We start from the raw sequence: 21,138 nt of genomic DNA on the forward strand, positions 1-21,138 counted from the left end.
GCTTGTACAATTACGACATTGATGAAACAACACCAGAAAAATTGAGTAATTTTATAGATTAATAGTATTTTACAAACCCCGTTAAGTTATCTCTATGAAACTTTTTAATAGTAGAAAGTATACTTTTTTTAGGCATAGTAATTCAAAATCAATTAGGAAAATAACATTGAATTAAAAATTGAGTAAAGCAGTTGATATGGAAGGAGATTCTTTTTTCAAAATAAGTCAATTAGTAGTTCTATTGTGCTTTTGTTCTTTTTTTCTGCACGGTCAAACTGCGGAAAAAGATAGTATCGCCGATGCTCTTAAAGCAAAAATAAGAGAGGCTGACTCGGACTCTATAAGAATCAATGCTAAGTTAGATTTGGCTGGGGTAATGGCGTCGTATAACATTGATACAGCAGTGGTTGTTATTAAAGATGTTGAAAATGAAATCAAAAAAATTAATAAAAATTCGGCGTTTTATAAAAAAACTAAGTCTACAATTTTAAAAAGTTTTGCCAATGCTGAAAGCCTAAAAGAAAACTGGGCAAATGCGTTAGAGTATCAAATCCAAGCCGTAGATTATAATATTAAAATAAAAGACTCAGTAGGTTTAGGAATAGCATATTCAGGATTGAGTCACATTTATATTAAACTAAAAGACCTAACATCTGCAGAAAAATATATTAGAAAGGCAATTAATATACAGAAATATAATGGTGAACCACAAGATTATTCCTATTCATATTTAAAGCTGGCTCAAATTTTCTATTTCAAAAAGGAACTAGACTCAGCAATAATTATGCTTAACAAGTCAAAAAAAATAGATACCACAAAATCACGAGTTTTAGCAGTACAATCTAATATCATAAGTATTTATAAAGCTCAAAAAAAATACAAAAAAGCCATAAAGGCTCACAAAGAATTAATAAAACAAAGCAATCCTAAACAGTATTTTGCAATGGGACTGCGTTATGCCAATTTAGCTTCAACTTACGGACTCCTTGAGGATTGGGAAAATGGTTTAAAAGCTGTTGATTCTGGTATTTATTATTTTAAGTCTGTTGGTGGGCGGAAAGAGTCATTAATGCTTTCTTATAAGTTTAAGACAGATTGTTTATATAATTTAGAAAAATTTAAAGAGGCTTATGCGGCGCAGGCACTTTATAAAGTCTATTCAGATTCAGTAAACAATGTAGAGGAACAAAAGCGCTTAACTAAACTAGACCTTAATTACAAGTTTGAAAAAGAACGTGAGCTCGCAACGCTTACACTCAAGAACGAAAGTGCAAAGAAGAAATTATACTTTATTCTTTTATTTATGGCAATACTCGCTGCTAGTGCTTTGATTTATGTAATACGTAAAAACAGCAAGCAGCGACTATTTATAGCAAAAAATAAATTAGAACTCAAAGAAATGGAAAAAGTAAAGGCAGACCTTGCCTTGTCTAACCGAGAAAACGAGCTCAAAAAAGTGGTGATCGAAAACTCTATCACCGAAGAAGTGCTGAATAAAACCCTGGATGATATCAAAAATATCATCACCTACCAGAACGAAAAAGAGCGACAAGTAGCGTTACGTGCCTTATCTGCAGATTTGCTTTCTGAAAAATACTCCCAAAAATCCACTTCCAATATAAAAACATATATAGATCAGGTGCATATGGATTTTAAAATACATTTAGATACCAACTACCCACAATTAACACCAAAAGATAAAGAGCTTATTTACCTGATGAAAGCGGGACTGAGTAATTCACAAATAAGTAAAGTGTTACAAACGACCTTTTCCGCCATTCGATCCAATCGATATCGTCTTCGCAAGAAGTTAAACCTAGCTCCAGACAAGGACATTATCGTCTTTCTTGATCAAAATAACGTTTCTCAATAGCACAAATACGACATTTTAAATAACTGACAATCAATTATTTAAATTGATTGTCACACTTTTGCACCCCCCAATTTCTTGTTTCTAATTGACTTGGTTCTGTTCTTTGTGCTCAGCATACAATGCACAAATAGTGCTGTATAGAACAACCTTAGTATAGTTAGAAACAACCCCTATGAAACCACCTATTCAATACACCAAAAGCGGCGATATTAATATCGCATATCAGGTCTTTGGTTCTGGTCCCATCGATCTGGTGTATATACCAGGTTGGATTTCTAATATCGATTGGATGTGGGCATGTCCTGAGTTGGTTGCTTTCTTTACAGCCTTAACCAAAGTGGCTAGAGTAATTCTTTTTGATAAGCGTGGAACAGGCTTATCCGATAGGATTACTGAGTTCGCGACCTTAGAAGAACGTATGGAGGATATCAAAGCGGTGATGGACGCCATACACTCCGAAAAAGCAATTTTGTTCGGACATTCTGAAGGCGGGAGTGTATCTGCCTTGTTTAGTGCAACCTATCCCAACCGTGTAATCGCTTTGATTGCTTTTGGCATTTTTGCAAAACGACGGTATACTAAGAATTATCCCTGGGCACCAACGGATCAAGAACGCCAAAAAGTGTATGATATGATCGAACACCATTGGGGTAGCGGTGATATGAATCTGCAATCCCTGGCACCATCCAAAGCTGATGATCAACAATTTATGGATTGGTTGTCTAATTATTTCAGGTATGGAGCCAGTCCGGGTACTGCCTTAACACTTACCAAAATGAATACCCAAATAGATATCGTAGACATTTTAAAATATGTACAGGTGCCTACATTACTCCTGCAGCGCACCGATGACATTGATGTAAAAGTAGAAGAAGGCAGGTATATAGCCAATCATATCGAGAATGCACAGTTTGTAGAATTACCAGGGAACGATCATTTATTCTGGGCTGGAAATACACAGGAGGTATTGGATGAAATGATCCCCTTTATCAAAAAAACAAAACCCGCAAAAAAACTAAAAGAAGGACTTATAACCATTGTATTGATACAACTTAATTCGCTATTAAAAATTAGTGCTAGAAATCAACTTATAGAACAGTTGGCTTATCAGTTTGGGGGTAGGATGTTGCATAAAGAAAAGAATATAATATTGGCTTCGTTTCAATCCTCTGGAGATGCAGTAGCTTATGCACTCCATCTAGGAGATAGGCTACGGCATCTAGATATTTTTTTTAGCATTGGTTTATACCTCAAAAAAGCATTTCATAACTCCTTGGACCGGTTAGATCCGCGGGATAGATATTTGATTAAGATGATGATTGACCAAACCAATCAGAATCAAATTTTTGTGAGCCAATCTATAAAATTTTTATTAACGGGATCCATCTATCGGTTTGCCAAAGAGTGTTCGATACTGGATTATAATTCTTATCAGACTACTACTTTGTATAGTGTTTCCAAAGAAACTATAGCGGGAGAAGTACGTAAAAACACATCTATCCCCTCTTTAATTTCTACATATGATTCTTTTATGGAAGATTTATTACAGATTATTGATGACCATCTAGAAGATCCCAAATTTGGCATTAGGGTATTAGCTAAAAAACTGGGTATCGGTGAACGCCAGCTACAAAGAAAAATTAAAGAAACATCAGGTAAGTCACCCGTGCAGCTTATTAATCTTATTCGATTACACAAAGCAAAATCAGCCCTGATGTTATATAAATACAGTGTTGCAGAAATTACGTTTCAATTTGGTTTTTCATGCCCTTCTTACTTTACAAAGTGTTTTAAAAAGGAATTTGGAATAAGTCCAACTGATTTATTAAACACTCCTAATCGTAAGAAAATAGCGAATTAATGTCGCTATAGTTATGGTGTTTGACGTAATTGTTACGAACACGCATTACAAAGGCAACTAATTTTGCCTAACCTTTTGATAACCAATTTTAATGAAGATACTAAAAGAACCACAATGATAAGATAGCGACCTGCTAGAACGATCATTATTTTTTGCACGGAGCTAACCCGATGTGCAGCTTTAGAAAACAAAAAAATAAAAAGATGAGGACAATGAAAACAAAAATTACAACATTTATTTTTACATTTTTTGCAATACTCACTGGTATCGCACAAACCACCTTTACCGATGGTGATTTAAATTATGAGGTTATCTCAGCAGCACCTGCACTAGCTAAAGTGACGGGTACCGACATTCCATTGGGAACCCCATTAAACATTAACATTCCTACAACCGCAAGTGACGGAGCCACGCAATTTGATATTGTAAGTGTAGGTAATGGCGCTTTTAAAGACGCAACTATTGTCACCTTAAGTTTTTCCAATACGATTATTACCATAGAACAAGAGGCTTTTGAAAATAGTGGGCTTACTACGGTTACAATACCCAACAGTGTTACCACAATAGAACGCGATGCATTTAGACAAAACAGTATAACCTCGTTAGATTTAGGAGAAGGAGTAACCGCACTGGGCATTGGGGCTTTTAATTTTAATCAGTTAGTAAGTATTACCTTACCTGCCAGTGTTTCTACTATTGAAGATAGCGTGTTTAGGAATAATCCCTTAGAAACGATAACTGTAGAAGGAAATACGCCTCCTACTACAAACAATAATGGCTCCAACGAAAATAGTTTTGGAGACCGAAGCAATATTGTAGTAACGGTTCCTACTGCAGCAAAAAATGATTACTTAAATAGCCCGGACTGGGAAGATTTTTTTAGTATCAATGGGCAGTACACAGGTCCTTCAAACGGAGAATTTACGGTAGGTGGATTTACATATCGTGTTATAGAAGGAGGTGTTCCAAACACAGCAGAAGTAATTGATACAAGCCTCAGTGGAGCTATTGTAATTCCTGCAGAATTTACGGTAAACACAATCTCTTTTGTTGTTACGGGCATAAACAATTTTGGGCTTAATAATATTGAAGGAGGACTCACCTCTGTAATTTTGCCAAATACAATTACCATAATAGAATTAGGTGCGTTTGAAGATAACGTCGAGCTTACGACGATAACCATTCCTAATAGTGTTACTACCATAGAAGACCGTGCTTTTCGAAATACATCATTAGAAACGGTAATAGTTGATGCCACACAGCCTCCTACCACTGCTGCTGAAAGTTTTGGCACGAGAACAAATATTAATGTTACCGTACCCCCAGCAGCAGTAAATACCTATTTAGCAGATGCTAATTGGGAGGATTTCTACAGTATCAATGGGCAGTACACAGGTCCTTTAGAAGAACAATTTACAACAGGTGGCTTTACCTATGAAATTACTGCAGGAGGTGTTCCTAACACGGTAAAGGTATTTAGTACAACCCTGAGTGGTGCTATCGAAATTCCTGCGCAAGTCCTTAACAATACCATTACTTTTGTTCCAACGGCTATAGAAAAGTTTGGGCTTAATAATATTGACGGAGGACTCACATCTGTAATTTTACCAAATACAATTACCATAATAGAAGAAGGTGCGTTTGAAGACAATCAACTTACTTCAGTAACTATTCCTGAGAGTGTAACCACAATAGAAGACCGTGCTTTTAATCAAAATACATCATTAGAAACGGTAATAGTTGCTGCCACACAGCCTCCTACCACTGCTGCTGAAAGCTTTGGCACAAGAACAAATATTAATGTAACCGTACCCCCAGCAGCACTACAAGATTATTTAGATGATGCTAATTGGGAAGACTTCTTTAGTATTAACGGACAATATACAGGTGTAGTGCCATTTGAATTTGATAAAGACGGCTTTAGCTTTAGAATCTTTGACGCTAGCCAACCAAATAATGTATTAATAACTGGTAATACCAATTCTGGGACCATAATCATCCCAGAGACAGTTGTAGAAAACACCCTAACATTTGTCCCTACTCGTATTGGTGATAATGCCTTTTTTGACGATGGTGTTACTGCTGTAACGCTACCCAATACGATTACACGCATAGATAATAATGCTTTTGCAAACAATGCGTTGACCACAGTAACGATACCAAATACGATTACAAGGATAAGTGATAATGCTTTTGCAAGCAACGCTTTGACTACAGTAAGTATTCCTAGTAATGTTCGTATTATTGACCCCAATGCTTTTGCCAATAACAGTTTAACAAGCCTACATATTGAGGAAAGAAGTAACGATGTAAATTTATTTATAGATGCTAATGCTTTTATGAATAATCAGTTGACTGATATTACGTTCCCTGAATTCCCTGCAGGGGTTGTTATAAATCTTAAAGATGATGTGTTTGTCAATAATTCACTAGAAACCGTAAGGGTAGAAGCTAATAACTCTAATCAGGTATCTTTTAATAATAGCAATCCTTTCGGAGACCGCAGCAATATCAATCTACTAGTTCCTGGGGCAGCGCTTAATGCTTATTTAAATGATGGGGATTGGGATGGCTTTTTTAGTACTAATGAACAATATACAGGGCCGATTCCTTTAGATTTTGAACAAGATGGGATTACCTATACCATTACGAGTGCGGGTGATACCAATACGGTATCTGCTACAAATACCAACCTTAGAGATTTTGCGCTTACCATTCCAGACGTACTTACCGAAAGAACTATTGATTTTGTGCCAACCGTTATTGGGGATTTTTCGTTTAATGGTATAAGACTGACATCTGTAAGTTTACCAAATACGATTACTACAATAGAAGAAGGTGCCTTTGAAGACAATCCCCTTATTACCACAGTGACGATTCCTGAGAATGTTACCACAATAGAAGCGCGTGCTTTTAACCAGAATACATCATTAGAAACGGTAACGGTTACTGCCACACAGCCTCCTACCACTGCTGCTGATAGCTTTGGCACGAGAACAAATATTAATGTCACGGTTCCTGATGCAGCAGAAAATGATTACTTAAATAGTGCGGACTGGGAAGATTTTTTTAGTATCAATGGGCAGTACACAGGTCCTCTAGGAGAAGATGGAGAATTTACAGTAGATGGAATCAGGTATCGTGTAACAGAAGGTGGTATTCCTAATACCGTAACTGTGGTTAGTACTAATCTTAGCGGTGCACTTACCATTCCGGGAGTCGTTACAGAAAACACCGTAGCTTTTGTGCCTACCATTATTTTTCGTTTTTCGTTGAATGATAAAGGTCTTACTTCAGTAAGTATCCCGAATACAATTACTACAATAGAAGAAGGTGCCTTTGAAGATAACGGCAACCTCACCACCATAACCATTCCTAATAGTGTTACTACCATAGAAGGGCGTGCTTTTAGAAATAATGGCCTAACCACTTTAAATTTAGGAGAAGGCGTAGAAACACTGGGACAAGGTGCTTTTCAAAATAATCCACTAACCACGGTGACGATTCCTGATAGTGTTACTCTTATAGAATCAGATGCTTTTAGAAGTAATAATTTAGCTACTGTAGATTTAGGAGAAGGTGTTGTAGAATTAGGTACAGCTGCTTTCTTCAGTAATGAGTTAACCGACATTACGATACCTGCCAGTGTAACTACACTTGCAGATAATGTATTTACGAGTAATCAGTTAGAGACTATAACGGTTGCAGCCAATCAACCGCCTACTGTTACTAGTAGTAGCTTTGGCACGAGAACCGATATTGCGGTAACGGTTCCTAATGAAGCGTTAGCTACCTATTTAAATGATACTAATTGGGAAGATTTCTTTAGTATCAATGGGCAATATACAGGTGCTTTAGGAGAAGAATTTACAGTAGATGGAATAAAATACAGAATTACCGCCGGAGGTGTTCTTAATACGGTAGCAGTAGTAAGTACGACTAATAGTGGGATTATTATAATTCCAGAATCGGTTACAGAAAACACAGTAGCTTTTGAGCCAACCACGATTATAGACCTTGCACTTAATGGTCAAAGTATTAACTCCCTAAGTCTCCCCAATACCATTGTGAGTATAGGAGAACGCGCTTTTCAAGATAACGACCTCACTACGGTGACGATTCCTGATAGTGTTACTGAAATAGGAGATAACGCTTTTGATACCAACGAATTACAAACTCTAGTACTAGGTGCAAACCTTGAGACACTAGGAGTTGGCGCTTTTAACTTTAATCAGCTAACAGCGATTACATTACCCGCAGGCATCACTGCAATTGGAAGAGGCACGTTCAGAAATAATCCGTTAGAAACCATAACCGTATTAGGGAGTGTGCCGCCTACTACCAATAATAATGGTGCTACAGAAAATAGTTTTGGAGACCGAAGCGATATTGTAGTAACGGTTCCTACTGCAGCAGAAAATGATTACTTAAATAGTGAGTTTTGGACTGGTTTTTTTAGTATCAATGGGCAGTACACAGGTGCTTTAGGAAATGAATTTACAGTAGGTGGAATTAAATACAGAATTACTGCGAGTGGTATTCCTAATACCGTAACTGCGGTTGAAACAGAACTTACCGGTGCGCTTACTATTCCAGAGGTCGTTACAGAAAATACTATAGGTTTTGTTCCAACTGTTATACAAGAGTTTGGGTTTAATATGAGAAGCCTCACATCTGTAAGTTTACCAAATACAATTACCATAATAGAAGAAGGTGCCTTTGAAGACAATGACCTTACTTCAGTAACTATTCCTGAAAGTGTAACCACTATAGAAGCGCGTGCTTTTAACCTGAATCGCTTATTAGAAACAGTAACGGTTGATGCCACACAGCCTCCTACCACTGCTGATCGTAGCTTTGGCACGAGAACAAATATTAATGTTACAGTTCCCCCAGCAGCAGTAGATACCTATTTAGCAGATGCTAATTGGGAGAATTTCTACAGTATCAATGGCCAATACACAGGTGCTCTAGGAGAACGATTTACAACAGGTGGCTTTACCTATGAAATTACTGCTGGAGGTGTTCCTAACACGGTAAAGGTATTTAGTACAACCCTGAGTGGTGCCATCGAAATTCCTGAGCAAGTCCTTAACAATACCATTACTTTTATTCCAACGGCTATAGAAGAGTTTGGGCTTAATAATGAAGACCTTACAGCAGTAAGTTTACCAAATACGATTATCACAATAGGACGAGGTGCCTTTGAAGATAACGACGAGCTTACGAGCATAACCATTCCTAATAGTGTTACTACTATAGAAGAGCGTGCTTTTAGAAATAATGGCCTAACCACTGTAGATTTAGGAGAAGGCTTAGTAATACTGGGACAAAGTTCGTTTCAAAATAATCCTAACCTCAGTACAGTTACGATTCCTAATAGTGTTACTGAAATAGGAGTGAACGCTTTTCGAGATAATGGTCTAATCACTGTAAATTTAGGAGAAGGCTTAGAAATACTTGGAGAAGGTGCCTTTTTTAATAATCAGTTAACCGATATTATCATACCCACAGGTGTAACGACCATTGAAACTAGTGCGTTTAGAAATAATCCATTAACCTCGGTAACGGTATTAGCCACGGTGCCGCCTACCACAGATAGCAGCTCGAGTGAGAATAGTTTTGGTGACCGTTCTGGTATTGATTTGTTCGTGCCTGAAGGTACACCGGCTAATTATATACTCTCAGGTCAATGGGATGGCTTTAATTCCATCAATGGAGTTATCAATATCGATATCACATTGGCACTTAAAGTATTTTTACAGGGCGCTACTATTAATCCTAATGCAGGCGAAGAAGACTTGATGCGTGATGATTTACGTGTTGCAGGTCTTATTCCAACAACTTCACCATATAGTGATGGTTTAACTCTAGACGCTACCGTGTTTGATATCACAGGTAACAATGGCATTGTGGATTGGGTATTTGTACAATTGCGTGACCCTAATGATGCCTCCATAGTTATTGAAGAAAAATCTGCTTTATTACAGCGTGATGGGGATATAGTAAATACCAGCGGTAGCTCATCGTTAAGTTTTACTCTCGATGAAGACGATTATTTTATATCTATCGAGCATCGTAATCATTTAGGGATTTTATCTGCTAATGCGATTACATTATCTGCTGCTCCAACTGTTATAGATTTTACCGCAGATCTGTCGGTAACACAAGGTGGGATCAATGCGCTTGTAGAAATTAGTGAAGGCAAATTTGCGATGGTAGCAGGTGATTTTGACGAAAACGGACAAGTACAACCTACTGATGTTAGTGATACTACTTCAGCCATAGGAACCTCTGCTTATAGCAATGCCGATATGGATATGAATGGCCAAATACAACCTGCCGATATAAATAATTTGGTAAACCCTAATGTAGGGCGTGGTGAGCAGTTATTGGCCAGAAGTACCTTGGCTACTTCTACGGGTAAAGGAACACATAAGCATATAGAGTTTAGATATGCGCCCAAAGCACAGGCAGCAAATAAGCAGCCTTCTGAAGGGATACACGTTAAATTTTAAAAAAGTAGAATCCCCATGAAAACGGAAGCATATAAAACAAATAACCAGTGCATAGCACAAAACTATACATCCATACAAAACCAAGAAGTTTATGGTGTCAAGGACTCCGCAGCAGGTTTTGGTTTAACAAATAAAAAACAAACTATTATGAAAATAAAATTAGCCCTTTTATTTATAGTGTTTTTGAGCATCACAACTTTTGCTCAGGACCTAACCGTTACTTTCGAGAATGCCAGAAATACTAATGATGGCACAGACGATTTTTATGAAGCCGACATAGTGGTTTCATCCGATGTGGGTTTTAAGTTAGGAGACGGTCAACTTTATTTTGATTACAATACCGCTGCTTTTGGAACAAACGTGGTGGCTAATGGAAATTTTGAGTTTGTGATACCCGATGGAGCCATTCTGGCACTACCCGGTGGTTTTGGTTTTTTCTATAGTACCAATTCTGTTGATAATTCGGATCAGGTGGTATCTACTAATTATTCTGCTCAGGGTTCTGCGGGAGTAATCAATGGCAATAATATTACCAGTACACCAACCATACTTTTTAGTATCAAAATAAAGTATGAGGATGTATCCGAGGATGCGGGAGTTGCTTTCAATACAGAGATTAATGGAGCTACCGAACAATTTTTTACGGCTTGTGGTCCTTTTGATACCCCTGCAAATAAAGATTGTACTAATTTTCCTGGTGATCAAATCACTACAGAGAATGCTACTTTTGATTCTACAGGAGCGGTTATCAGTTCGGATACTACACCTCCAGTAATTACATTAACTGGTAATGCTTCAGAAACCGTAGAAGCAGGAACAACGTATACAGATGATGGCGCCACTGCTACCGATGATACAGACGGCGATATTACAGCAGAACTCGTAATAGTTAATCCAGTGGATACATCGGTGCCAGGAGTATATACCGTTACCTATAATGTAAGTGATGCTGCAGGGAATGTGGCTACAGAAGTAACTAGAGAAGTAACTGTAGAAGATACAACAGTACCCGTGATTACCTTAGTTGGTAATGCTTTACAAACTGTAGAAGCAGGAACAACGTACGCAGATGATGGAGCTACGGCCTCTGATTCGCTAGATGGTGATATTACTGCAGCTATTGTTACCGTAAATCCAGTAGATACATCAGTGCCAGGAGTATATACCGTAACCTATAACGTAAGTGATGCTGCAGGAAATGTGGCTACAGAAGTAACTAGAGAAGTAACGGTAGCCGATACCACAGTGCCTGTGATTACTTTAATTGGTAATGCTTCAGAAACCGTAGAAGCAGGAACAACCTACACAGATGATGGAGCTACGGCCTCTGATTCGCTAGATGGTGATATTACTGCAGCTATTGTTACCGTAAATCCAGTAGATACATCAGTGCCAGGAGTATATACCGTAACCTATAACGTAAGTGATGCTGCAGGAAATGTGGCTACAGAAGTAACTAGAGAAGTAACGGTAGCCGATACCACAGTGCCTGTGATTACTTTAATTGGTAATGCTTCAGAAACCGTAGAAGCAGGAACAACCTATACAGACGATGGAGCTACTGCTACTGATGATACAGACGGCGATATCACATCAGAACTCGTAATAGTTAATCCAGTGGATACATCGGCACCAGGAGTATATACCATTACCTATAATGTAAGTGATGCTGCAGGGAATGCAGCTACAGAAGTAATCAGAGAAGTAACGGTAGTCGATACAACAGTGCCAGAGATTACGTTGTTGGGGGATAACCCATTAGAGATAGCACAAGGAGATGTTTATACAGATCCTGGAGCAACCGCTTTTGATTCGCTAGATGGTGATATCACTGCAGCTATTGCTGTAGTAAACCCAGTAGACACTTCTACAGAAGGTACCTATACCGTAACCTATAATGTGATGGATGCTGCAGGGAATGTTGCAACCGAAGTGACCAGAACTGTAAACGTATCTCAAGTACTTAGTGTAGAGGATAATACCATTAAAGGTCTGAAAGTATATCCTAATCCTGTAAGGGATAGTTTTACTATTACTAGTGCTGATGCAGAATTTGATAGTATCAAATTATATAACATCACTGGTGCTTTGGTACAAGAAATTAATCCTAACAAAGTAAATGAATTGATACCTATGAATCACTTACAATCAGGTGTTTATTTTCTGCAAATGATCGCAGGAGATGCCAGTAAAACTCTGAAATTAGTAAAGCAGTAGAATATACATAATTTAATCTGTAAATATCAAAGATCATAAGTATGCATGCCTATAGCTAAATCAATATAAAATGGCACTTAAGATTTATAAAGAAAAAACTTCGAGTTTAAGGCAAAAAACGTAGGTATAGCATCAGCTAAATCTAAGTTTTTTCTATGAAGATAGATGTTATTTTATATTGATTTAGCTATAACTACTTACTCAATAAGCAGTTAGGAACGTTATTTGGTTGATAACCCTGAAACTTGTCTAGTGATTTTCTCTAGCTAGACTTGTTTCTGGATTATGCCACTTATACAATTTTTAATCAAAAATCGTATAACAGACCTATTGCTATTGATAACTGATATAAAGGAGACAAAGCACGAATAATGCCTGTCGGAAAAGTACTAGCTTTTTAAGGGATTGGTAAAGTGTTTGGAATAAATAAGAAATAATTTTATCGCATACGCAGTCATCGAATTAAAGATGATTTAATACATACATTAAAAACAAGATTACCATGAAAACAATCAAACTAATACCATTATTATTCTTGGCATTTTTTATGATCAATTGCGCTAATGATAGCGAAGATGATTTAATAGATGTAATTGATAATCCAGATCCTATTGGCGATGGATCAGTAATTACCTATACCGCCAATATCGAACCTATCATACAGAGTAGTTGTGTAGGTTGTCATGCGGATCCACCAGTAAATGGAGCACCTTTTCCATTAATCAATTTTACTCAAGTAAGTCAAAGAGCTGGCGGTATTCTTAACAGAATGTCCAGACAAAATGGAGCGGCAGGAGCCATGCCTCCTTCTGGTCGTTTGCCGCAATCGACTATTGATTTGGTAGATCAGTGGATCGCAGACGGAGCGCTAGAAAGCGAATAGTATTCTAAAAAAAAACAAAATTTATGAAATGAGCCATCATCACACCATGGGTATACCCATCAAAATGTGTAATGGCGAATTACATCTGACAGATACGAAACAATAAACTTTAAACAGATGAAAATGACACAAAAAAAGAACCCAATACTATTGGTATTAGCATTGTTGTTGATCACTGCATCAGCAACAGCTCAAAAATATTTAGATAAAAAAGGAAAGCTCACCTTTGAAGCTTCAGAAGAACTTTTTGAACCTGTAAAGGCGGTTAATGAATCGGTAACAGTGATACTAAATACAGAGACGAATGAGATCGCGTCACTGGCTTTAATGAAAGGTTTTAGATTTAAAAACTCCTTGATGGAAGAACATTTTAATGAAAACTATATCGAATCAGAAACCTATCCCAAAGCAACCTTTAAGGGCAAGTTAGTAGATCTTAAGGTTTCGGATCTTACCGAAAGTAATACCAGTGTTACAGTAGATGGGAAGATACAATTGCGTGGAAAAGAAAAAGAAATTAATACCACCCTACAGGTTAAAAAATCGGGAGATGCTATAGTCATACAAGGTTCATTTACTGTAACTCCTTCTGATTTTGATATTGATATACCAGGTGTGGTAAGAAATAAAATTGCCAAGGAAGTCATTGTTTCTCTGGATTGTAAACTTACACAGAAATGAAAAAAAGTAAAATCATCATAGCTATTGTACTTATAGCCTTTATCGGCGGGATATTTATGTACAATTATGTATTTAATGCCAAGCATAGGAACATTGCAGAAGAAAAAGCAAGCATAACCTTATCAGCAGAAGCATTGTATACGAATTTTAAAAAGGATGAAGCATTAGCAACCACCAATTTTCTGGACAAAGTAGTAGCAGTAAAAGGTGAAATAACTGAGCTAGAAAATAATGAAGTGGTCCTAAATAGTAAAGCACAAATACGTCTAGATACTACAGAAACCTCTAGACATAAAGTGGGAGAAATAATTACTATAAAAGGACGATGTGTAGGCTATGATGAACTATTAGAAGTGGTCAAAATAGACCAGGCAACCGTATTAAAATAAAAACTAAAATGAATTGCAAATTTATATATATACTAATTTTTTTAACGCCCAGTTTATTTTTTGGGCAAGAGGAAGATTTACTATCGGAGATAGATACCAAAATTGAAGCAGACTATAAAAGTGCGGCGTTCAAAGGGTTGAAAATCGTTAATTTTGAATCCACAAAAATGATCACTGGCAAAGAGTTGTACTTTGTAGTGTCCCATAGATTTGGTTCGATAGAAACAGGATTTGAGGATTTCTTTGGGTTGGATCAAGCAGTCACACGATTAAATCTTATTTATGGTATTACGGATGCTATTAATATAGGAGTGTCCCGAAGTTCATTTCGTAAGATCTATGAATCTTCTTTAAAAATAAGATTAGTTAGAGAAAAAAAAGGAGGTTTTCCTTTTACCATAGTGAGTTCTAGTAATGTCTTGATCAATACCTCTTTAGATGATGCCTTGTTACCCAAGTTAGAATTTGTAAACAGATTAGGGTATACGACACAATTGTTAATCTCCAAAAAGTTTAATGAGAACTTTTCATTGCAATTAATGCCTACGTTTTTTCATGATAATTATGTAGATATTGATGCCCAGGATAACTCGCAATATGTGATTGGTTTTGGAGGAAGGCATAAACTCACCAAACGATTTTCACTAAACATGGATTATGGATTACATCTCAATAGAGCTGATAATTCACCCTTTAAAAATCCACTTTCTATTGGCGTTGATATCGAGACTGGCGGACATGTTTTTCAATTACATTTCACCAATGCACAGCCTATGAACACCAATGGATTTTTAGGACAAGGCACGGGTGATTGGAGCGATGGTGATATTTTCTTTGGGTTCAACCTATCTAGAGTGTTTTAATAAAACCGCCTGTACCATGATGATATCCATTGCTAGAATAGAGGTTCAAGAACACTTTTGTGAAGATTGTGCTTCACTAATTAGGAATAAATTATCCGAAGTTGATCAGATCAAAAACGTTCGATTATATCCTAAGGAAGCACTTATTACATTCTGTTTTAGAAGAGCCAACGAATTATCAACAGTATTGAATGTATTGTCAAACATCGGGTATCATGAAAAAGAAGAAAAAATCATAACGAAGCAATGCGAACTAAACTTGTGTAATTGTTGATTAATAATTGATTTGTTTTTTTGTATGCCGCAAACCGCCTTTGCCAGTGAAATTTTCTTAGTACGTATTTTACCTGGAAGAGGTGTTGCGGTGTTTTAACCCAGATTATGCAATAGAAAATTTATTGCATCTGGTAACTACTGTAAACACTACCACTGTGTTCTGTTTTTTAATTTCACCATAGCCACTTCGACTGGGCTCAGTACATAGCCTTCGACCCAGCTCAGGGTATACTGCTATGCAGAAATCAAGAAAACACCAGTATTTATTGTAGTTCCAAGCTTCATAACAAAGTTCTATTGCATAATCCGGGTCTAAGTGGACAAATTCAAGTAATTTATCATAGTGAAACAAAGAGAAATTGCCTGTCTGTCGATCTAGGTGGATATAGCGCATAGCTTTTTTAAGTCAACCCCTATGTTCGTTATTTAGATTTGAGGGTGTGCAGGCACTCTTCCTAAAGTAAAAGCACTCGAACGGAGGAATTTTTTGAAACACTGAATTTTAAACTACTGTCATGCTGAGCTTCCTCCGATGGCGAACAGATGTCGAAGCAAATTATTGGATAAAATTTTTACTGGATGTCTCTAACTGAGGAATTTTATTTTAAAAAAGTCTACATACACAAGGACTTATACCAGTTATGATGTTAAATCATACGTGAAAAGAAAATAATAACGCTTCAATCGTAACCAAATATATATGCGCAGATTAATTATTAAATATCGACTTAGCCTATCATTAGCTGTATTCTATACATTATTAGGGTGGATTATATATTATATTTTCCTTGGGTAAAATATGAAACAGATCACATGTTATACCAGTTCTGATTTTAATTGTGTAATTTAATATTGGAAATGGTATTATAACAGTATTTATAACAATACACTTTGAATTCGATACCAACCATAATGTATGTAAAAATCATTATTGTTTACAAAGTAAAGCAAAACTTGTGTAATTACGACATTAGTAAAGCAATACTAGAAAGATTTAAGTAGCTTTATGATATTTTAGAAGCCCCCCCTATGAAACATTTTAATTAAATAAGTGTATTTTTTCTTTTTAGATTAACCATAATTTTTGCATAAACACAACAATTGGCCTTGATCCGCATGTAACTTCCATTTTCCTTAGAAGGGTGGGTTTATTCTTAGACTATTCTTTATGTAAAAAGTTTAATGGCGCAACCTGCTGTTTTGTATGGGTTTATTGGTGGTGAAGAGCGGTTCGATAAATGGTGAAATCCAACAAAAAAGCCTTAAAAAAAGCAGGAAATAATACAACTTATCGAACTTTTTTAAAAAATCAAGTATTTGATTATCATTATTTTGTGTATTAAAAAAGCCCAAACAAACTGTTCGGGCTTTTAAGGTGGTGCCTCCAGGAATCGAACCAGGGACACAAGGATTTTCAGTCCTTTGCTCTACCAACTGAGCTAAGGCACCTTGCTGTAAGCGGATGCAAATATAGAACGCTTTTTTTAATACTCAAAAGAAAAAATTAAAAAAATCGTTTTGTATTTTTACAAACTTATAGATAAGAGCTTGTAATATCCTGTAATCTAGAAGTTGTGATTAACTGAAACGAGATTATAATTTTTAAAAAAAGAGGATTGACTACCTGTAAAATAAAAATAAATAAATGAATCTTATTATTGATGTAGGTAATACTTCTATAAAAATAGGTGTTTTCGAAGAAGGTTTAATTGTTTATAAAGAAACATTAAAGTCGGATAGCTTTTTTATGGTAATTCAAAAAATCCATCAAGACTACCCTTTAATTAGTAACGCAATAATTTCTTCTGTTGCTACTATTAATAAAAAGGATATGCTGCTGATTAAAGATCTTTTTGATATAATGGTTTTGGATCATACTTTACAGATGCCTTTTAAAAATTTATATGCTACACCTACTACTCTTGGTGTTGATAGATTAGGTTTAGTTGCAGGTGCAGTTGGTCAATTTCCGAAAAAAAACGTTTTGATTATCGATGCAGGAACTTGTATAACCTATGATTTTAAAAATAAACATGAAGAATATCTAGGAGGAGCAATTGCACCTGGATTAAGTTTAAGATATGCGAGTTTACATAATTACACATCAAAATTACCGTTATTAGAGCTAGAATCACCAAAAAATTACATTGGGGATACAACAAATCAAGCAATACATTCCGGAATTGTGAATGGTGTTTCGTATGAAATTGAGGGTGCAATTGCAGAATATTGCAACACTTACCCCGATTTAACAGTTATTTTAACCGGAGGAGATGCACATTTTTTGTCTAAAAGATTAAAAAATAGCATATTTGCCACCTCTAATTTTTTATTGGAGGGACTAAATCACATTTTAGCTTTTAATAACAGTCAATGATAAAGAAGATTTTAGTAGTCATTCTGGTAATAGTTACCAGCGTATCTTATGCTCAGGAAGGAACTTCTTCTCCTTATTCTTTTTATGGAATAGGATTACAGAAGTTTAAGGGAACAGTAGAAAATAGATCGATGGGGGGATTGGGTATACTTACGGATAGTATTCACTTAAATCTTCAGAATCCAGCATCGTATGGAGAATTGAAATTAACAACATATACATTAGGAGCCAATTATAATGGATTGAATCTTGATAATGCTGCGGGGGATGATTCGTATAAAGATAATGCATCTTTAGATTATCTCGCTATAGGTATTCCTGCAGGTAAATTTGGTTTTGGTTTTGGAGTACTTCCAATAAGTTCTGTTGGATATCAAACGAATTCATTTAATGCTGATGGCTCTGAGAATCAGTTCCTTGGAACAGGTGGTCTTAATAAGGTGTTTGTTGCAGCTGGATTTAAAGTTAACGAGAATTTAAGCGTTGGTTTAGATATTAATTATAACTTTGGGAACATTGAGAATAAAGCAGTTCTCAAGCGTTCAGAGTTAGAATTTGATACAAGAGAAATCAATAGTTCTGATTTGTCGGGAGTTAGTTTATCTTTTGGAATTGCCTATAAAAAGATGCTAACAGAGAAATTAGAGTTAACTACATCACTTGTATCCACTCCTTCATTTAAATTGAAATCAGAGAACAGTCTAGAATTAGCAACTGTGCAGGTTTTAACTAATGGAGCAGAATTAGTTGTAGAGCGACAAGATATTGCAGTAGAGGATAGAGATTTGGATCTTCCGGCAGAGGTAAAAGTCGGTGCAGGAATTGGAGAATCTAAAAAATGGTTCGTGGGGGCTGAGTATACATATTTTGATGCGAGTAAATTCGATAATAGATCGTTTACATCAGATAATATTGTTTACGAGAATGCTTCAAAGGTGAAATTAGGAGGGTATTATATCCCTAAATATAATTCGCTAACAAGTTACCTTAATAGAATTGTTTATAGAGCAGGATTGAGATATGAGGAAACTGGTTTAAATATTAATGGACAAGCTATTAATGAGTTTGGCATATCTTTTGGAGTAGGGTTACCAGTTGGCAACTTATTCTCTAATGCTAATGTAGGTTTTGAGTTCGGAACAAGAGGAACTACCAACGCAGGATTAGTGAAAGAAGAATTTTTTAATTTATCATTAAGTTTATCCCTAAATGATAGATGGTTTAGAAAAGTGAAATTTAATTAACTACAATTATACAGCTATGAATACTAAAGTGTTATATACGATAGCAGCAGGATTAGTTTTAAGCGCTACAGGAGTTAGTGCTCAAGCTACTGACTGTGCGACTACGGCTTCTATTGCCTATGAGCACGCTAAAGTAAAAAATTATGAGGCCGCAGAAGCGCCTTTGTGGAAAGTAAGAAAAGAATGCCCTTCATATAGTGTTGCGACATACCAGTTTGGTCAGAAATTAATAGAGTCTAAATTAAAAAAGGCAGCTACTGATGGAGAAAAAACTCAATATGCGAACGAACTTATTGCCTTGTTAAAAGAAAGATATCAGTATTTCCCTGCTAAAACTCAAATAGGTGACATGCATTCTGATATAGGTCAGCTTATGTATGCTAACAAAATAGGGACAACAGATTCTCAATTTGCAGAGTTCCATAAAGCATATACTGAGGATAAAGCTAATTTTAAAGGAGCGAAAAAGTTATATACTTATTTTTACCTACTAGTAGAGTTACAAGATGCAGGTAAGAAGGATCTTCAAGATGTATTTGATTTGTATGATGATATTACGGAGAAGATTGAAGAAGAAGAAAGTAAAAAAGCAAAAACAATCAGTACGCTTACAGAAAAAGAAGAGTCTGGAGCAACATTGAGTTCTAAAGAGAAGAGAAGTCTAAAAAATGCTGGAATTAACCTAAGAGCCTACAGTAAAGTAAAAGCTGGGATTAATCAAAAAATTGGAGCAAGAGCAGATTGTGAAAACTTGATACCTCTTTACTCTGGTCAATTCGAAAGTAAAAAGACTGATGTTAATTGGTTAAAGGGAGCTGCTGGTAGAATGTCTGCAAAAGAATGTACCGATGATCCATTATTTTTCAAAATGGTAGAAGCTCTTCATAAAGCAGATCCATCAGCGAAATCAGCAAAGTATTTAGGTATATTAGCGCTTAAGGATAAGAAAACATCTAAAGCACTAGAATATTTTAATCAGTCCGCACAATTAGAGACTAAAGCTAGTGATAAAGCAAATGTGTACTATCGAATTGCAGAGGTATATAGAAAAAGAGGAAGTTATGCTAAAGCAAGATCGAACTATAAAAAAGTATTAGCAAATAAGCCTTCTTTTGGTCAAGCATACCTTAAAATTGCAGCAATGGTTGCTAAAAGTGCTAATAATTGTGGTGATGATGTATTTAGTAAAAGAGCAGTGTATTGGTTAGCTGAAAGATATGCCAGAAAAGCTGGTAAGGTAGATCCTAGTTTAAAGAAAACGGCAGCAGGAACAGCAGCAAACTATAAAGCAAAAGCACCTTCTAAAACAGATATCTTTAATAATCCTGAAATTAAATCAGTAAAAATAGGATGTTGGATTGGTGAAACGGTTAAAGTGCCGAAGCTATAATGCAAAAAAGGAATTCATATATATTATTAAACTTTGTCACAGCATTTGCTGTGACATTGTTTTTTTCGTGTCAATCAAACACGTCCAAAACTAATAACTATCGTATTACTGAGGATGCTCCTATTTCAGAAGCTTTTGAGGTGAATTTAAAGTATACCGATTCAGGGAGACTTACTGCGATTCTTAGAACACCTAAAATAAAAGACTATACCAATAGAAATTTTGGGTTTCAGGAGTTTCCAGAAGGTATTGTTTTGGATATGATTGATCAAGATGGAAAAGTAAGTGTTGTAAAATCAGATTATGCAATATTCTATAAAGAAACAGGGCTTATTGATATGAGAGGAAATGTAGATATTAAGACTGCAGATAGTACTCATCTTATGGCACGTCAGTTATATTGGGATCAAAGTATTAACTGGGTGTTTACTGATCAACCTTATAAAAGCATTCTTCCGGATGGTACTGTTAACGAAGCAGATGGTTTTGATGCTAATCAGGATTTTACTATCTTGAATTCTCGCATCAATGAAGGAATAATGTTCATCGAAGAATAAACTTATAAT

Annotated in this window: 13 protein-coding genes and 1 tRNA gene; 13 read left to right on the forward strand and 1 reads right to left on the reverse strand. The window is 36.0% G+C overall.

Annotated elements, in window-relative coordinates; genetic code table 11:
* Nucleotides 1-178: 178 nt before the first annotated feature.
* The 9 genes from H526_RS0121700 to H526_RS29800 all read left to right on the forward strand — a co-directional run bounded on the left by H526_RS0121700 (nucleotide 179) and on the right by H526_RS29800 (nucleotide 15,559).
* Entirely contained in the window at nucleotides 179-1,873 is a 1,695-nt protein-coding gene (locus H526_RS0121700; protein WP_027394967.1) for a hypothetical protein, read from the forward strand.
* 172 nt (nucleotides 1,874-2,045) lie between these two features.
* On the forward strand, nucleotides 2,046-3,734 hold the full coding sequence (locus tag H526_RS31165; RefSeq protein ID WP_051336275.1) for an alpha/beta fold hydrolase: 1,689 nt from the start codon (nucleotides 2,046-2,048) through the stop codon (nucleotides 3,732-3,734).
* Between the two features lie 212 nt (nucleotides 3,735-3,946).
* Complete coding sequence (locus H526_RS29790; RefSeq protein WP_035086202.1) at nucleotides 3,947-10,252, forward strand: leucine-rich repeat domain-containing protein; 6,306 nt, start codon at nucleotides 3,947-3,949, stop codon at nucleotides 10,250-10,252.
* A 15-nt stretch (nucleotides 10,253-10,267) separates the two neighbouring features.
* Complete coding sequence (locus tag H526_RS31170; RefSeq protein WP_051336276.1) at nucleotides 10,268-12,469, forward strand: immunoglobulin-like domain-containing protein; 2,202 nt, start codon at nucleotides 10,268-10,270, stop codon at nucleotides 12,467-12,469.
* A gap of 502 nt (nucleotides 12,470-12,971) precedes the next feature.
* Entirely contained in the window at nucleotides 12,972-13,352 is a 381-nt protein-coding gene (locus H526_RS0121720; protein ID WP_027394968.1) for a hypothetical protein, read from the forward strand.
* A 123-nt stretch (nucleotides 13,353-13,475) separates the two neighbouring features.
* Nucleotides 13,476-14,033, forward strand: coding sequence for a YceI family protein (locus H526_RS0121725; RefSeq protein WP_035086203.1), 558 nt, complete (start codon nucleotides 13,476-13,478; stop codon nucleotides 14,031-14,033).
* Nucleotides 14,030-14,422 carry an OB-fold protein gene (locus H526_RS0121730; protein WP_027394970.1) on the forward strand — a complete coding sequence of 131 codons (393 nt, stop codon included), beginning with the start codon at nucleotides 14,030-14,032 and terminating at the stop codon, nucleotides 14,420-14,422. Before H526_RS0121725 ends, H526_RS0121730 begins: the two co-directional genes overlap by 4 nt.
* An 8-nt stretch (nucleotides 14,423-14,430) precedes the next feature.
* Complete coding sequence (locus H526_RS0121735) at nucleotides 14,431-15,285, forward strand: DUF5777 family beta-barrel protein (RefSeq protein ID WP_027394971.1); 855 nt, start codon at nucleotides 14,431-14,433, stop codon at nucleotides 15,283-15,285.
* Nucleotides 15,286-15,301: 16 nt separating this feature from the next.
* Nucleotides 15,302-15,559 (forward strand): ubiquitin family protein, encoded by a 258-nt coding sequence (locus H526_RS29800; RefSeq protein ID WP_035086204.1) that lies wholly within the window; start codon nucleotides 15,302-15,304, stop codon nucleotides 15,557-15,559.
* A gap of 1,378 nt (nucleotides 15,560-16,937) precedes the next feature.
* Here the strand turns inward: H526_RS29800 and H526_RS0121745 are convergent.
* A tRNA-Phe gene (locus H526_RS0121745) sits at nucleotides 16,938-17,010 on the reverse strand.
* Between the two features lie 196 nt (nucleotides 17,011-17,206).
* Here H526_RS0121745 and H526_RS0121750 point away from each other — a divergent pair.
* Genes H526_RS0121750 through lptC form a run of 4 tightly spaced genes read left to right on the forward strand, consistent with a single transcriptional unit; the run spans nucleotide 17,207 to nucleotide 21,129 of the window.
* Entirely contained in the window at nucleotides 17,207-17,938 is a 732-nt protein-coding gene (locus H526_RS0121750; protein WP_027394972.1) for a type III pantothenate kinase, read from the forward strand.
* On the forward strand, nucleotides 17,935-19,182 hold the full coding sequence (bamG, locus tag H526_RS0121755) for a BamG family beta-barrel-assembly machinery protein (RefSeq protein WP_027394973.1): 1,248 nt from the start codon (nucleotides 17,935-17,937) through the stop codon (nucleotides 19,180-19,182). Before H526_RS0121750 ends, bamG begins: the two co-directional genes overlap by 4 nt.
* 16 nt (nucleotides 19,183-19,198) lie before the next feature.
* Nucleotides 19,199-20,572: a tetratricopeptide repeat protein gene (locus tag H526_RS0121760; RefSeq protein WP_027394974.1), complete on the forward strand. Its 1,374-nt coding sequence runs from the start codon at nucleotides 19,199-19,201 to the stop codon at nucleotides 20,570-20,572.
* Nucleotides 20,572-21,129 (forward strand): LPS export ABC transporter periplasmic protein LptC, encoded by a 558-nt coding sequence (gene lptC / locus H526_RS0121765; RefSeq protein WP_027394975.1) that lies wholly within the window; start codon nucleotides 20,572-20,574, stop codon nucleotides 21,127-21,129. Before H526_RS0121760 ends, lptC begins: the two co-directional genes overlap by 1 nt.
* Nucleotides 21,130-21,138 lie beyond the last annotated feature (9 nt).

Origin of the sequence: Aquimarina latercula DSM 2041 (assembly GCF_000430645.1) — a bacterium.
GTDB classification, from domain to species: Bacteria; Bacteroidota; Bacteroidia; order Flavobacteriales; family Flavobacteriaceae; genus Aquimarina; species Aquimarina latercula.

Coding starts and splice junctions, on each gene's coding strand:
- H526_RS0121725 (WP_035086203.1), top strand. CDS start 13,476: ATGACACAAAAAAAGAACCCAATACTATTGGTATTAGCATTGTTGTTG.
- H526_RS0121750 (WP_027394972.1), top strand. CDS start 17,207: ATGAATCTTATTATTGATGTAGGTAATACTTCTATAAAAATAGGTGTT.
- H526_RS0121730 (WP_027394970.1), top strand. CDS start 14,030: ATGAAAAAAAGTAAAATCATCATAGCTATTGTACTTATAGCCTTTATC.
- bamG (WP_027394973.1), top strand. CDS start 17,935: ATGATAAAGAAGATTTTAGTAGTCATTCTGGTAATAGTTACCAGCGTA.
- H526_RS0121735 (WP_027394971.1), top strand. CDS start 14,431: ATGAATTGCAAATTTATATATATACTAATTTTTTTAACGCCCAGTTTA.
- H526_RS0121720 (WP_027394968.1), top strand. CDS start 12,972: ATGAAAACAATCAAACTAATACCATTATTATTCTTGGCATTTTTTATG.
- lptC (WP_027394975.1), top strand. CDS start 20,572: ATGCAAAAAAGGAATTCATATATATTATTAAACTTTGTCACAGCATTT.
- H526_RS31165 (WP_051336275.1), top strand. CDS start 2,046: ATGAAACCACCTATTCAATACACCAAAAGCGGCGATATTAATATCGCA.
- H526_RS31170 (WP_051336276.1), top strand. CDS start 10,268: ATGAAAACGGAAGCATATAAAACAAATAACCAGTGCATAGCACAAAAC.
- H526_RS29790 (WP_035086202.1), top strand. CDS start 3,947: ATGAAAACAAAAATTACAACATTTATTTTTACATTTTTTGCAATACTC.
- H526_RS29800 (WP_035086204.1), top strand. CDS start 15,302: ATGATGATATCCATTGCTAGAATAGAGGTTCAAGAACACTTTTGTGAA.
- H526_RS0121760 (WP_027394974.1), top strand. CDS start 19,199: ATGAATACTAAAGTGTTATATACGATAGCAGCAGGATTAGTTTTAAGC.